Origin of the sequence: [Flexibacter] sp. ATCC 35103 (assembly GCF_001975985.1) — a bacterium.
Taxonomy (GTDB): domain Bacteria; phylum Bacteroidota; class Bacteroidia; order Flavobacteriales; family Flavobacteriaceae; genus Flavobacterium.
Genome location: NZ_MTQF01000003.1, coordinates 548,872 through 563,807, shown reverse-complemented (window position 1 = coordinate 563,807; position 14,936 = coordinate 548,872). Strand labels below are relative to the sequence as shown.

12 protein-coding genes are annotated in these 14,936 nt (G+C 33.0%); 6 read left to right on the top strand and 6 right to left on the bottom strand.

What is annotated here, in order from left to right; genetic code table 11:
* Positions 1 to 156 precede the first annotated feature (156 nt).
* A complete protein-coding gene (gene thiL, locus BXU01_RS06680; RefSeq protein ID WP_055094116.1) occupies positions 157 to 1,203 on the top strand; it encodes a thiamine-phosphate kinase in 1,047 nt (348 codons plus the stop codon).
* A gap of 110 nt (positions 1,204 to 1,313) precedes the next feature.
* Here thiL and BXU01_RS06675 read toward each other — a convergent pair whose 3' ends face one another.
* The 5 genes from BXU01_RS06675 to BXU01_RS06655 all read right to left on the bottom strand — a co-directional run bounded on the left by BXU01_RS06675 (position 1,314) and on the right by BXU01_RS06655 (position 7,173).
* Entirely contained in the window at positions 1,314 to 2,012 is a 699-nt protein-coding gene (locus BXU01_RS06675; protein ID WP_083692440.1) for a response regulator, read from the bottom strand.
* Complete coding sequence (locus tag BXU01_RS06670; protein ID WP_083692438.1) at positions 2,009 to 4,063, bottom strand: tetratricopeptide repeat-containing sensor histidine kinase; 2,055 nt, start codon at positions 4,061 to 4,063, stop codon at positions 2,009 to 2,011. Before BXU01_RS06670 ends, BXU01_RS06675 begins: the two co-directional genes overlap by 4 nt.
* Before the next feature lie 99 nt (positions 4,064 to 4,162).
* A complete protein-coding gene (locus BXU01_RS06665; RefSeq protein WP_083692436.1) occupies positions 4,163 to 4,414 on the bottom strand; it encodes a hypothetical protein in 252 nt (83 codons plus the stop codon).
* Between the two features lie 174 nt (positions 4,415 to 4,588).
* Positions 4,589 to 5,398, bottom strand: coding sequence for a LytTR family DNA-binding domain-containing protein (locus BXU01_RS06660; RefSeq protein WP_083692434.1), 810 nt, complete (start codon positions 5,396 to 5,398; stop codon positions 4,589 to 4,591).
* A gap of 236 nt (positions 5,399 to 5,634) precedes the next feature.
* Positions 5,635 to 7,173: a glycine--tRNA ligase gene (locus BXU01_RS06655; RefSeq protein WP_083692432.1), complete on the bottom strand. Its 1,539-nt coding sequence runs from the start codon at positions 7,171 to 7,173 to the stop codon at positions 5,635 to 5,637.
* A 98-nt stretch (positions 7,174 to 7,271) separates the two neighbouring features.
* Between BXU01_RS06655 and BXU01_RS06650 the strand changes: the two genes are divergently transcribed.
* Positions 7,272 to 7,955 (top strand): ComF family protein, encoded by a 684-nt coding sequence (locus tag BXU01_RS06650; protein WP_165689767.1) that lies wholly within the window; start codon positions 7,272 to 7,274, stop codon positions 7,953 to 7,955.
* A 95-nt stretch (positions 7,956 to 8,050) separates the two neighbouring features.
* Here BXU01_RS06650 and BXU01_RS06645 read toward each other — a convergent pair whose 3' ends face one another.
* Positions 8,051 to 10,732: a reprolysin-like metallopeptidase gene (locus BXU01_RS06645; RefSeq protein WP_083692428.1), complete on the bottom strand. Its 2,682-nt coding sequence runs from the start codon at positions 10,730 to 10,732 to the stop codon at positions 8,051 to 8,053.
* A 196-nt stretch (positions 10,733 to 10,928) separates the two neighbouring features.
* Here BXU01_RS06645 and BXU01_RS06640 point away from each other — a divergent pair, with 196 nt between their 5' ends.
* The 4 genes from BXU01_RS06640 to BXU01_RS06625 all read left to right on the top strand — a co-directional run bounded on the left by BXU01_RS06640 (position 10,929) and on the right by BXU01_RS06625 (position 14,925).
* Entirely contained in the window at positions 10,929 to 11,858 is a 930-nt protein-coding gene (locus BXU01_RS06640) for a bifunctional riboflavin kinase/FAD synthetase (protein WP_083692426.1), read from the top strand.
* 410 nt (positions 11,859 to 12,268) lie between these two features.
* On the top strand, positions 12,269 to 12,706 hold the full coding sequence (locus BXU01_RS06635; RefSeq protein ID WP_055094134.1) for a hypothetical protein: 438 nt from the start codon (positions 12,269 to 12,271) through the stop codon (positions 12,704 to 12,706).
* A 167-nt stretch (positions 12,707 to 12,873) separates the two neighbouring features.
* The gene (gene bioB / locus BXU01_RS06630; RefSeq protein ID WP_056248961.1) at positions 12,874 to 13,962 is read left to right on the top strand and encodes a biotin synthase BioB; all 1,089 of its coding nucleotides are present in this window, start codon (positions 12,874 to 12,876) and stop codon (positions 13,960 to 13,962) included.
* 81 nt (positions 13,963 to 14,043) lie between these two features.
* Positions 14,044 to 14,925 (top strand): cupin-like domain-containing protein, encoded by an 882-nt coding sequence (locus BXU01_RS06625; protein ID WP_083692424.1) that lies wholly within the window; start codon positions 14,044 to 14,046, stop codon positions 14,923 to 14,925.
* The last annotated feature ends 11 nt before the right edge of the window (positions 14,926 to 14,936 follow it).

Here is a 14,936-nt window from a genome sequence, read left to right as displayed (position 1 = left end):
CGAAAAAAATATTGTTTGCAAAAGAAGAAAATTCATGAAGCATTTAGACGAGCTGCTTTGCGCCTCAACAATTGATATCTACATTTGTGTCTCTGCCCTATTACGCAATTAAAATTTGTACCTTTGCGGCTTAGAAACTTTGGAACTTAAAAAGAAATGATCGAAGATAAAAATCCGCAACGTACCAGTATAGCGCAATTAGGTGAATTTGGCTTAATTGAACATTTAACCAAAAATTTTGATGTAACTCAGGAATCTACTTTAAAAAGTATTGGTGATGATGCAGCAGTTCTTGATTTTAAGGATAAAAAAGTAGTTGTTTCTACTGATTTATTGATTGAAGGTGTACATTTTGATCTGGCTTATATGCCTTTAAAACATTTAGGATACAAGGCAGTTGTTGTAAACCTGTCTGATATTTGTGCCATGAATGCCAGACCAACGCAAATAACGGTTTCTGTGGCTGTTTCTAATCGTTTTCCGTTAGAAGCCTTAGAAGAATTATTTGAAGGAATTACACACGCTGCAAAAGAATATAAAGTTGATGTTATAGGCGGAGATACTACCTCATCGCAAAAAGGATTGATTATTAGCATCACGGCACTTGGTGAAGCTGATGAAGAGGAAATTGTTTATAGAAACGGTGCAAAACAAACAGATTTACTTGTTGTAACGGGTGATATTGGTGCTGCATATATGGGATTACAGGTTTTAGAACGCGAAAAACAAGTGTTTCAGGTAAATCCAAATAGTCAGCCTGATCTTGACATGTACAGCTATTTAATCGAACGCCAGTTAAAACCTGAAGCCAGAAAAGATGTACGTACGTTATTGCATGCCCTTGAAATTAAACCAACATCGATGATTGATATTTCAGACGGATTATCCTCTGAAATTATCCATTTATGTAAACAGTCTAAAGTGGGGTGTAATTTATATGAAGACAAACTTCCGTTAGATCCTCAGTTTATTTCGACTTGCGAAGAATTTAATATCGACAGTACAACAGTTGCTATTAATGGTGGTGAAGATTATGAGTTGCTTTTTACAATTGACATTAACGATTTTGACAAAATAAAAGGAAATCCAAATTTCTCTATAATTGGTCATATGGCAGATGAAAGTGAAGGAATACATTTAGTGACGCGCGCAAATACACAAATTGCTTTAAAAGCTCGTGGCTGGGATGCTTTGAGTGAGTAAATTTAGTATTCAGTCTCACTGTTCAGTCTCAGTGTTCAATATTAGCATATAAAAAATCCTAACAGACTTTAAAGTTGTTAGGATTTTTTTTGTGCTTGAATCTAAAACTCTTAGAAAAGCCCCTTGCTTTTTGCTTCTTTCAACAATTCTTCATCTGAGCCTGATTTAATTTTAAGTAATTCTTTAAGACTTACCCTGCGTTTTTCGATTGCATTGAGTGAAATCGGAATATATTGCGGCATATCTTCAACTGGTGTTCCTTTTGACAGATGAAATAAAATTTGCTTATCAAATTCGTCAATTTCAATTGAATTATGGGGAGATTGATTCAGTATTTTTTGAACTGACTGGCTGTAATATTTATCGTTTTTCATCACTTTATCAAACGCAAAAAGCAATTCATCAAAAGTTAGGTCATTTTTTATCACTAACCCATTGGGCTTTATGGTTCTTATTATGGTTTTAATTTTAAGCAATTCCGTATACATCGTTAATAAAATCACTTTGCAGTTTGGCATTTTATCCAGGATTAGTTTCGCCAGATCTTCGCCCGAAAAAATGTTTTTTTCCTCATAAGCTGGCATGCTGATATCTAAAAAAGCGACATCAAAATCAGGAGTTTCAGGATTTTTTATTAAATCGTATCCTGATTTACAATCGTGAGCTTGTGAAATAAGAAATTCATATTGCTTGGGATTGTAGCGCGTTATTGCATTTTTATATCCTTCGATAATAAAAGGATGATCATCAACAATTAATATATTTTTTTTAATTAATTGAGAATCTGTGGCGTTTGGGGGAATTGTCATGTATTCTGTAGGTTAATTTTCTGATCTATAGGGACTTTAATCACAAGGAGCGTTCCTTCTCCTTTGGCAGATTTTATAGTAACTGTACCGTTACATTCTGCAGCTCTATATTGAATGTTGTGCAAACCTATGCCATTTTTTGTTCTTTTGGTATTAAATCCATCTCCATCATCAGAAATCGACAAAACCAAATGATCTATTTCACTTTTAAATTCAATTGTAATAGTATTTGCATCTGCATATTTATTACAATTCTGAAGGGCTTCCTGTATAATTCTGTACAAATTAATTTTAACGGCATTACTCACAAGATCCCATTTGATGTTAGAATCAAACGAGGTAATTAATTCTGAATCATATGTGTTTTGTTGATCTTCGAATAATTTATTTAAAATTGCGATAAAATTATTAATTAATTCTGATTTCTCTCTATTTAAATCATGCGAAATTTCGCGGATATCTTCTTCAATATGTTTTAGTTCTGTGAGGTATTTTTTTCGTTTTGGAGCTGCTTCTGCTTCTTCTATTTCATCTAAGCTGTCTAAACTAATCCTGACGCCAAACATTCTGCCCAGAACGCCATCGTGTAAATCCTGCGCTACTTTTTTCTTTTCTCTGATACGCGTCAGTTCAATATCATTTTGCTGGGAAATCATCAAATTATAAATATCCTCGTTTGCAATTTGCTGTTGCTGCTTAAAAATCAATTCCCTGTTCTTGGCTTGCTGCGTTTTATAAACATAGAAAAACAAACCTATCAGGGTACAAATGCTAAAAACATAAATAAGGGTTTTGTTTTTTTCCTGCAGATTAGAGTTTTGATCTTTTATTTCGTTGGTTTCATATTCTATACGGGAAAATTTTTCGCCCATCTTGCGCTCCGCTTTTTGCAATTTTTCATTTAAGCTGATATATTCTTTAGAATACACCGATTCTTTTTTAGGATCAACAACTGCTATTTGTTTAAGGGCCGCTAATGTACCGTTTAATTTACTTGAAGTACGAGATAGAATCAAAGCTTGCTTTGAAAACTGAATCGCTTTGAAAGTATCCTTTTTTGCCGCATAGTATTCTGATAAATGAATTTTATTCGATACTATAGCTGATTTCAACATCAAACTATCTCTAATTTTTAAAGACCTGAAAAATAACTTTGGCAGATCCTCAGACTCTTTTAGTTTTAACTTAGAATACGCAAGGTTATCTAAGAGCATGGCATATAAAATTGTATTTTCTTCGAATAGTCTTTTTTCATTTAAACCTCTCTGAAAATATAATTTTGCTTCTTTATAATTGTGCATTTTCATGTAAATGAAACCCAAATTATTTAATGAAGTTGCTGTAAAATGAAGTTCTCTGGGAATTGATTTATCTTCTAAAGCTTTCAGGGCTTTATTTTGAAATTCTAAAGCTTTAGTATATTCTTCTCTTTCGTTGTATAAAATTCCCAAAAGATTATAACACTCATAATATTGATCGTTTACATTTTTTAGTCCTTTTAAATTACGTAAGGCTTTAAAAACGGCTATTTCACTTTCAAAAAAATCGCCTTCATTATATTGAAGACTTGCTTTGCTGAGATACGTTTTTGCTAAATTATATTCATCACCTATTCGTATATAAATTTTCTCAGCTTTGAAATAATTCAAAAACGCACTATCAGAAATCGACACAGACACATAATAATCACCAAGATAAGTATATGACTTAGCCATATTTACAGAATCCTTGGTAATACGCGAACGTTCTAAAATTAATTTGGTTGTTTTAAGATACGCTTTCCAATCACTCATATTGTAATATCGATTGGCAACTTTAAATAAATTTATTCTATTAACGGAATCGTTCTTCTGATTTAAAATAATATCAAGAGATTTCTGGTTGTATTTTTGCTTAAAACTTAAAGGCAAATTAATATCATTTGCTAATTTAAGATATACGGGAAGGCTATCTTCTGAAGACGCAATACTTTTATTTACCTGATTTTTTCTATTACAAGCAAATGATAAAACAATAAGTAAAAAAAATAATATTTGACAATTTTTTTTCAATTGTGTTTTTGAATTTCACCAAAAATAGTAAAACTATTAATACAAAAGAAGGCTGCCAAAAAATTGACAGCCTAAGTGCTAAATACTAAATGAATTATTTTAGTCTATTTTTTTATTTCCTCCTAATGACTGATTAACATTAGTGAAATTTAATTGATTGTTATTATCCAATTTATTACCTGTTTCATGAAAATCAAGTTTTCTTTTTTGATTTGTTGTAGCACCACTACCACCTTCTTCAAAAAAATTTGCAGTATTTGAGTTTGATGAAGAATTTGTTTGCGGAGTTGTAAATGAAGTTGCTACTAATACTGTAGAGAATAATGCGAATGTTAAAGCTGCTTTTTTCATGATCTGAGGGTATTAAATGTTTGATTTTTTGTTTTGGGGAATCACCGCTTTGTGCGAATCATGGTGTAAAACTAATACCGAAATCAAAAAAAATACATACAAAAAAACAGGTTTATGGTAGAACATACCCAATTGATAGTCAATGAGTACCAAATGAATGTAAACTCTTAATTATTAGACTTCTAAGTAATTTCCTATAGAAAAATCAGCAATAATTAGGTCGACATTTGATTTGTAAGTTTTAGAAAAAGGAATCTTTTTCGAAGAGTTTTTTATGTAACAAACTGAGCTTCCGTTATGAATTCTCGAAATATAATTTTTATTAATAATATAACTATTATGAATTCGGATAAAAGGATGCGATAAAATACCTTCAAAATGCTTTAGTGTTTTAAAAGCAGTTATCATTTCGCCTGAATTAAGATAAATATCCGTAGAATTATTATCAGCTTGAAAATAACAAATATCTGTTGCTGTAATATAACGATAATCCCCGTATGATTTAATACATATAATAAGTGGTTCTGTTATATTTTTTGGACTTCGTACAAACGGAAGTACCGAAGAAGTGATTTCGTGGTGCATTTCAGCTGAATTTGCATCTAAAACACTTTTTTCAAGTTTTAAAAGGGTCTTAATTAAATCAATTGCCGAAACTGGTTTTATTAAATAATCAAAAACGTTATACTGAATGGCCTCAAATGCCAGCTCTTTTTTTGTTGTGGTAATTATTATTTTAGGAATATGGGATAAAAACCGGTGAAGTTCATTTATAAAAGCAAGGGATAAATTACTTGATGAGTTTTCAGGATCAATTTCCAGAAAAACAACAGAAGGTTTATATTCTAACACCAAATTTAATCCTTGCTCATAATTCGTAGCCGACGCAGCAAAAGTTAATCCTGAAAAACCTTCTGCAATTGTTTTGGTTTTCAAAATACTTTCAGCATCATCATCTATGATTATATAGGAGTACTTTTTCAATAGTAGTTTTTATTAACTTTCCCTCTAATTTTTTTTCAAAATTTATTTTTAGCACTATTCGCACTTAAATTTACGAATTTCAATTGTCTTACTATTTCATTGTTAATACATTCTAAACAAATGTTAACACATAATACTAAAATGCAAATATGCATGACAAAATACACATTTAGAATTAAAAAAATCCCAAACTCCTATACGGAATTTGGGATTTTATATGTGGATAATTTTAAATATTACATTTTCATTAACCAGTTTTTCATAGAAACCTCGTTTTCAATAATATCTTTCAATTCAGAAATTTTTACACGATCTTGTTTCATTGTATCTCTATGACGAATTGTTACTGTTTCGTCTTCGATTGTTTGATGATCTACTGTAATACAAAACGGAGTTCCAAGAGCATCTTGTCTTCTGTAACGGCGCCCTACAGCATCTTTTTCGTCATACGCTACATTGAAATCCCATTTTAAATCTTCGATAATTTTTTTAGAAATTTCCGGCAATCCGTCTTTTTTAACTAATGGTAAAACAGCTGCTTTTGTTGGCGCTAAAACTGATGGTAATTTTAATACTGTTCTTGTTGATCCGTCTTCTAATGTTTCTTCCTGCAATGATGTTGCAAAAACAGCCAGGAACATACGATCTAAACCTACTGAAGTTTCGACTACATACGGAACGTAGTTTTCGTTTAGTTCAGCATCAAAATATTGTAATTTTCTACCTGAGAATTTTTCGTGTGCTTTTAAATCGAAATCTGTACGAGAGTGAATTCCTTCGAGTTCCTTGAAACCAAATGGAAAATTAAACTCAATATCAGCTGCGGCATTTGCGTAGTGTGCTAATTTTTCGTGATCGTGAAAACGGTAATTTTCTTTTCCTAATCCTAAAGATAAGTGCCAGTTTAAACGGGTTTCTTTCCAGTGGTGGTACCATTTCATTTCTTCTCCCGGACGCACAAAAAATTGCATTTCCATTTGTTCAAATTCACGCATACGGAAAATGAATTGTCTTGCAACAATTTCATTTCTGAACGCTTTACCGGTTTGAGCAATTCCAAAAGGAACTTTCATACGGCCAGATTTCTGAACATTTAAAAAGTTCACAAAAATACCCTGAGCCGTTTCCGGACGCAAATATAAATCCATTGCAGAATCTGCAGAAGCACCTAATTTAGTCCCGAACATTAAGTTGAATTGCTTTACATCTGTCCAGTTTCTGGAACCGGTTTCAGGATCAGCAATTTCTAATTCTTCAATTAATGCTTTTACATCCTGAAGATCTTCGCTCATACCTTTTGCAAGTCTTTCAAGAATTTCTCTTTCTTTGGCCAAATACTCTACAACGCGGGCATTTGTAGTTACAAACTCCTCTTCGTTGAATGCATCTCCAAAACGAGCTTTTGCTTTTTCGATTTCTTTTTTAGCTTTTATATTTAGCTTTTCAGCATAATCTTCTACTAAAACGTCAGCTCTATATCTCTTTTTCGAATCTTTATTATCAATTAACGGATCATTGAAAGCATCAACGTGGCCTGAAGCTTTCCAAGTCGTTGGATGCATTAATATCGCAGCATCAAGGCCTACAATATTCTCGTTCATCTGAACCATTGATTTCCACCAATATTCACGGATATTCTTTTTTAACTCGACACCATTTTGTGCATAATCATACACTGCACTCAATCCATCGTATACTTCGCTTGACGGAAAAATAAATCCGTACTCTTTTGCGTGCGAAACCACATTCTTAAATATATCTTCTTGTTTTGCCATAGTGATGCAAAAATATAAAAAGTCCGTTTAAAAAAAAGAAAAATAGTAAAGATTGAAGGAATCATTTCGTTATTTTTGTAACTAAATTCTTTCTATTTGTGTTTAATTATCTTATTAATCTGTTTTTCCCTAAGGTTTGTGCCGGTTGCCACACTATTTTACTTACCAGTGAATCTGTTTTATGTACCAATTGCCGACATGAAATGCCTTTGACCCAATATCATTTAGATCCAAAAAACGAAGCTGTCAAGAAATTTTATGGCAAAATTGTGATCGAACATGCTTCGGCACTTTTATATTTTAATAAAAAAGGAATCGTTCAGGAACTCATTCACAATTTAAAATACAAAGGCCATGAAGAAATTGGTACTGTTCTGGGAAATTGGTATGTTGAGGATTTTAAAGAATTAGTTTTAGAAAATCCTTTTGATATTGTGATTCCCGTTCCGCTGCATCCTAAAAAGTTTAAAGAACGAGGTTATAATCAGGTTACCACTTTTGGCAAGGCTTTGGCCAAAGGTTTAGATATTACTTACAATGATTCAATATTATATCGAAAGAAATACTCTAAAACACAATCAAAAAAAAATCTCGCGGGAAGATCTGATAGCATCGACGATATATTTGATGCATTTGAAAAAGAAGAAAATCACAACAAACATTTTTTAATTGTTGATGATGTTTTAACAACCGGTGCAACTCTCGAAGCCTGTTCACGGGCATTATTAAAAATTCCAGGTGCTAAAATTAGTATTGCCTGCATGGCAATGGCAAACTCATAACTTTTCAATTCTAATTTAAGTCTTTAACGAAAAATTCCAGATTCTAAATTGACATATCAATTTGAAATCTGGAATTTTTAGAATTTTATTTTTTCTTAATTAATGATTATTTTCTTTACAATTCTACGATCGCCATCTAAAATTGTGACAAAGTAAAACCCGGAAGACACATTTGATAATTGAATATTTTGATTAAAGTTAAATGTTTTATCAAATGAATTCGAATAAATATTCTTTCCTAAAATATCGTATACAAAAATCTGTATTCTATTGATGGAATCACTTTCAAACTGAATCGTAAAATTTCCTTTATTTGGATTTGGATATAAAGTAAAATCGATTTTGTCAACATTAGGTTCGCCTAAAGTAAAAGTTTGATTGCAAACATTTAGTGACGCCGAATTGATTTTTCCAAAATTCCCCGCCACTGCATCGCGAACTCTAAAAGTCCAGGTTCCTTTAGGATCTTCGCCATTAAAAACACGCAAAGCATCGACCGGAACAACGATTTGACTTATTGTTTTAGAACAATCCAAATCCGTTCCGTCATCATCATATTGCAACGACAAGGTAGACGATATTGATCCGCAGCTTCTATTATACAAATTTACGATGGTTCCTTTAGGACTTACAATCTGAAGTTCCAGATCAGAAAGTCTGGCATGTGTAACATTAACCATCACATTTACATCAGAAACTGATCCTGTCGAAGCAGGTACATTTACAGTTCTGGTGGTATATGTATTTCCAAAAGGAATATCATAAGCATTACCAAAACTATATGAATCACATGTTGTTGCTGATGTATAACCTACCGCAAATGATTTGCTGTTTACGGCATAATATATATTTGCTGTTGGCTCAATTAACAGCCTGCAATTTGTTGAAGCTTGCACACTTGTAGGGATCTGAATAACTTCAGAACCATCATTTGCTGTGTTTGAAGCTAAAACTATCGGAAATGTCAAACCGCCGTCTATAGATAATTTGATGTTTACATTTGCAGAACCTTGTAAAGTATTGGTGTTATTCACGCTCCAGGTTACAGTTTGAAATGATCCTAATTGCCAGCTGACATCATTAGTATTTTGAGACGTAACTGTAAATGGCCCTGCATTGGCAACCACATTTACAATCATAGCATCTGTATTAGTCTGCGCCATTGCCTCTGCTCCATTATCTCTTGCTGTTAAAGTAAAATGTAATGTTCTTGCGACTGATGAAACAGATTCCCAGGTTGTTGTAAGTGTATTTTGAATTACAGAACTTAATGCAGGCATATATCTAACGGGAGAATTACCCGGAACTATAGATCTAAATAATGGTCCGTCCGGTTTTGTTGCATACGCAATACTATTAGAACCAGATGTAGTTGTTGCATTATCATTTTGTTCCCAGGCATACGTAACTGCAGCATTTGCAGGATTTGATCCTGTACCGGTTAAAACAAATGGTGTACTTATTGGAATCGTATAATCTAAGCCTGCGTTGATCGTTGGCGGATTATTTGTTATGGCCGTATTTACCGGACAACTTTTAAAAACAAGATTGTTTTGAATTTGCAATATACTGGCATAAGCAAAATAAGCATCAGAATTAGCCTGAACATCATAATCTGTAATTCCGGCATAACCCATGATTGTGGAACCACTCCCGGGCTCAACACTTGTTCCGGTTCCTTCAATAGAATACGAAAAAGTATGAGTAGCCCCTAATTGATGTCCCATTTCATGCGCTACAAAATCAATATCAAAAGTATCGCCTTGTGGTTTTCCATCTGAAGGTGATGTATATCCACTTCCTTTTGCCGTAATATTTGATGATGTTGGGCTATTGCAAACACATCCTATACAACCGGCGTTACCGCCACCTCCGGAAGCTCCAAACAAATGACCAATATCATAATTGGCCTCACCAATTACACTGGTTATATTATTTTGTGTTTCTACATTCCAGACCTGAATATCTGATCTGTCCTGATAATCAGCTGTTCCAGCATTTGCATTAGAATAAGGATCAGTTGCGGCATTTGTATATATTATATCTTCTGTATTAGCTATTAAAACTAATTTTAATGCCAGATCTCTATTAAAAAGTCCGTTTACTCTGGTCAAAGAAGCATTCATTCCTGCTAATGCGCCTGCTTTTGTACCACCAAAAAAAGCAGTATATTCTCCCGTACAAGACAACGCTAAGCGCATTGTTTTAAAAACTTTATTGTTTGCCGTAGTTTTTGATGTTGACGGGTTATTTTTATTCGAAACTAATTCAGTCGTTTTACAACTTAGTCGCTTTGAACTATCATCATTTTTAGCAGATAATACATATTGTGATTGATTATCAGAATCCTGTTCTATATATTCTGATGGTTTATCTGCACGAAGTACCATAGTTTGTAAGCCTATTGGAGCGACACTAAAATTAATTCTGGCTGTTTTATCGTCTAATCCAATTCCTTCATAAGATCTGATTTCAGGATATTTTGCCTGTAATTCAGGTTCAAAATTAGAGGATTCCCAAACTTTAAATCTTTCTAAAATACCTTTTGAATTAGGAATCGTAATTTCAGAAGTATTATTTGACGATTTCCCGGTTGATCCTGAAAGTTTTGACTTTAAAGAATTCGTATTTAGCTTATAATAAAGTCTTTCTGAACCGGATTCATTTATTCTTTTATTTACAGAACCTGAACTCACTTTTTGCCACAAGTCATCACCCTGAGCGTGAATAGCGGTACAACAAAAGATAAAAAACAAAAAAAGTAGATTTTTTTTCATACTCGAATTGGAATTGAATAATCAAAATTAAGTGAATTAAATTAAATTCTTACATATATACGACAATTAATGCTTTTTTGTCGACGAGTGGATTCATTTTTATAAAAAGAAACATGATCTCATTAAAAAATCGATTGTGCTTAGCATTAAATTTAAAATAGATAGTATAAATTTGCACCATCTTAAATTATTTGTTTTGAAGCTCTTTCATTCTATAAACGATTTTCAGTCAACCAAGAAAACGATTTTAACTCTTGGCACCTTTGACGGCGTACATATTGGTCATAAAAAAATTCTGGAGCGAATTACTCAAAACACAGAAAACGGAAAATATGAAAGTTTAGTACTTACTTTTTTCCCGCATCCAAGAATGGTTTTACAGGAAAAATCAGAAATAAAACTTTTGAATACCATTTCTGAAAAAACAAAACTGCTGGAAGCAACCGGAATCGAAAATCTTGTTATTCATCCGTTTAACGAAAGCTTTTCGAGATTAACCGCAGAAGAATTTGTGCATTCGATATTAGTGGACCAGTTTCATATTCAAAAAATAATTATTGGTCACGATCACCGTTTTGGAAGAAACAGAACTGCCAATATTGATGATTTAATTGCTTTTGGAGCAGAATATGGTTTTGAAGTTGAACAAATTTCGGCTCAGGAAATTCAGGATGTATCGGTAAGTTCTACCAAAATCAGGAAAGCTTTAAATGAAGGCAATATGGCTTTAGCAAATGAATATTTGGGGTATGCTTATTTTTTATCAGGCGAAGTTGTAAAAGGAAAACAATTAGGAAGAACGATTGGATTTCCTACGGCGAACATCAAAATTGAAGAAGAATATAAGTTAATTCCAAAAATTGGTGTTTATGTTGTAAAAGCCCTTATTGATCAAAAAGAAGTTTACGGAATGATGAATATTGGTTTTAATCCTACTGTAAATGGTCAAAATCAAACTATCGAAGTAAACTTATTTGACTTTGATGCTGACATTTATGGTCAGAAAATTGAAGTTTCGTTATTACAATATCTTCGCGGGGAACAAAAATTCGGATCAATAGATTTGCTTAAAGCTCAATTAAACCAGGATAAAGAAGATGCTTTGGCTTTTGTGAACAGCCTTTAAAATTTGTTTTTATATTTTTACTCATGAACTTTTATTATTAATAGCAGATAATTCACATCAGGTTATAATTTCGCATCATAAATAATCCTAGCAGATCTTCATCAAAATTACTCCGCTAGGAGTTAAATGTTGGCAGCAAAACAAATCCCCCCTAAACAAATGTCCCGTAAGAACTAAACTTCTGTGGTATATTTTTTAATTTCTATTCTTTACTCTTTATTCTTTACTCTTTCCTCTTCCCTCTTTCCTCTTTCCTCTTTCCTCTTCCCTCTTTCCTCTTTCCTCTTTAATTAAAACTACTCAGCATACTTTTCACCGTTTTTAAATCATCGTAGTTATTTTTTTAGTAAATTTGATATAGAACTCTGTTTATCAAATATTTACTATTAACTTCTTTAAAAATAACCACTATGAAATTACCTAAAGAAATTACCAACGGTTTTTTGATATTCCTAGGGATAGGAATTTATTTTTTATTGATGAACGTATTGGGTTTAGCCCATTTATTCTATTTACGTGTTCTTAATGTATTCTTTATATTTTATGGCGTAAACAGGACAATGAAAATGAATCTTCATGAAGGAGAAACCAATTTTGTATCGAATGCTGTTTCGGCAATGGCAACTTCTGTAGTTGGTGTAGCTTTAAGTGTTTTCGGATTACTGGTTTACAGCTATGCAAGAGGCGGTGATGCTTATGTAAAAACATTATCTGAAACTTTTATGTTTGGAGGAAATCCATCAGTACCTACCTATTGTATCTGCTTGCTTTTTGAGGGACTTGCCTCTTCGGTAATTGTCACTTTAATGATGATGTTGTATTGGAATAACAAATACATAGCCGATTAATATTTAAAATCATAAACTTTTTAAAACTCTAAAATCATATGAAATAAATTCTATGCTTTTAGAGTTTTTGTTTTTAGGAAAACCGCCTCAAAATTCATTTGCATAATTCTGCATTTGGTGATTACAACTATTTAACTACTTTTGAAGCATCAAAAAACAATTTCTCCATGAGCATTACAAAACACAACTGGACCAAAGACGAGATAATCGCCATATATAATAAACCTATGATGGACTTGCTGTATGAGGCAGCAACGATACACAGACAAAAGCACGATCCTAATGTAGTTCAGGTCTCTACATTACTCTCTATTAAAACCGGAGGCTGTCCGGAAGATTGCGGTTATTGCCCTCAGGCTGCCCGTTATAATACAGGGGTTGAAGGCAATGATTTAATGAGTGTAAGTCAGGTAAAAGCTCAGGCTTTACGAGCAAAATCCAGCGGATCATCCCGCGTTTGTATGGGAGCAGCCTGGAGAAATGTAAAAGATGGTGAAGAATTTGATCAGGTTTTAGAAATGGTACGTACCATTAATAAACTGGATATGGAGGTTTGCTGTACTTTGGGTATGATTACCGAAAATCAGGCGCAGCGTTTAGCCGAAGCCGGTTTATATGCTTACAATCACAACTTAGATACATCTGAGGAATATTATAAAGATGTCATTTCGACTCGCGGTTTTGAAGATCGTTTGCAAACAATAGAAAATGTTCGTAAAACGAATGTTACGGTTTGCAGCGGAGGAATTATTGGAATGGGAGAAAGTATTGAGGACAGGGCAGGAATGCTTGTAGCGCTTTCGACTTTAAACCCACAACCGGAATCTGTGCCAATTAATGCTTTGGTTGCTGTTGAGGGAACGCCAATGGAGGAAGAAAAACCGGTAGAAATTTGGGAAATGATCCGTATGGTGGCGACCACAAGAATTGTAATGCCGGATACACAAGTACGTTTATCAGCAGGACGAACAAATATGAGCCGAGAAGGACAAGCCATGTGCTTTTTTGCCGGGGCAAATTCAATTTTTGCCGGAGATAAATTGCTTACAACGCCAAATCCGGATGTACAGGAAGACATGAAAATGTTTGACTTATTAGGATTGATTCCGCAAAAACCATTTGTTAAAGTTTCTCAGCCACAAACCGTTGAAGCAGCAGATTCTCAGTTTACATCACTAGGAGAAAAACCTAAATGGTCAAGACCGGGACATACGATAGAAAAAAATTTAGAGGCATCGATTAAATCAAAAATTTAATTCATAGAGTTAATAAATATCAATAAATATTTTTAAATTGCTTATGACCAGAGTTATAAGCAATTTTTTTTTATTATAAATATGAAATTAACGCAAATTGAAAGGGTAAAAAAAATCTCAAAATCGGATTTTATTTCCCAATATGTAAAAAAACAAATACCAGTTGTTGTGGAGGAGCTGACTGAAGACTGGCCTGCTTACCATAAATGGAAATTATCTTATATTAATGATATTGCCGGTGATATTACCGTGCCTTTATATGATGACAGGCCTGTAAATCATGAAGAAGGTTTTAATGAAGCTCACACTAAAATGAAAATGAGCGATTATATAGCTCTTTTAGAATCGAAACCTACAAATTACCGAATCTTTCTTTATAATCTCATGAAACAAGTGCCAGCGCTTAGAAATGACTTTTTATGGCCAGACATCGGATTAAAATTAGTCAAGCAAATGCCTATGTTATTTTTTGGTGGAGAAAATGCCAGGGTATTTATGCATTATGATATTGATTACTCGAATATTCTACATTTTCATTTTCATGGAGAAAAACAGTGTATGATTTTTGCTCCTGATCAGTCTAAATATATGTATAAAATTCCGCATGCCTTAATTTCAAGGGAAGATATTGATTTTGACAATCCGGATTACGAAAAATTTCCTGCTCTTAAAAATGCACAAGGTTACATCACTAATCTTAAACATGGTGAAATGCTATATATGCCGGAGGGTTACTGGCATTATATGAAATACCTGACTCCGGGATTTTCGATGAGTTTACGCTCTTTCCCAAAAAGTATTTCTAATTTATCCAAAGCTGCTTATAATGTTTTTATCATGCGCCATTTTGATATTTTAATGCGAAAGTTTAAAGGTCAGAAATGGATCGATTATAAGAACGAGAAGGCAATCAGGAATACACATGAAAATTTAGAAAAAACTTTTTTGAGAAAGGTTTCATAAACAAAAGCAGT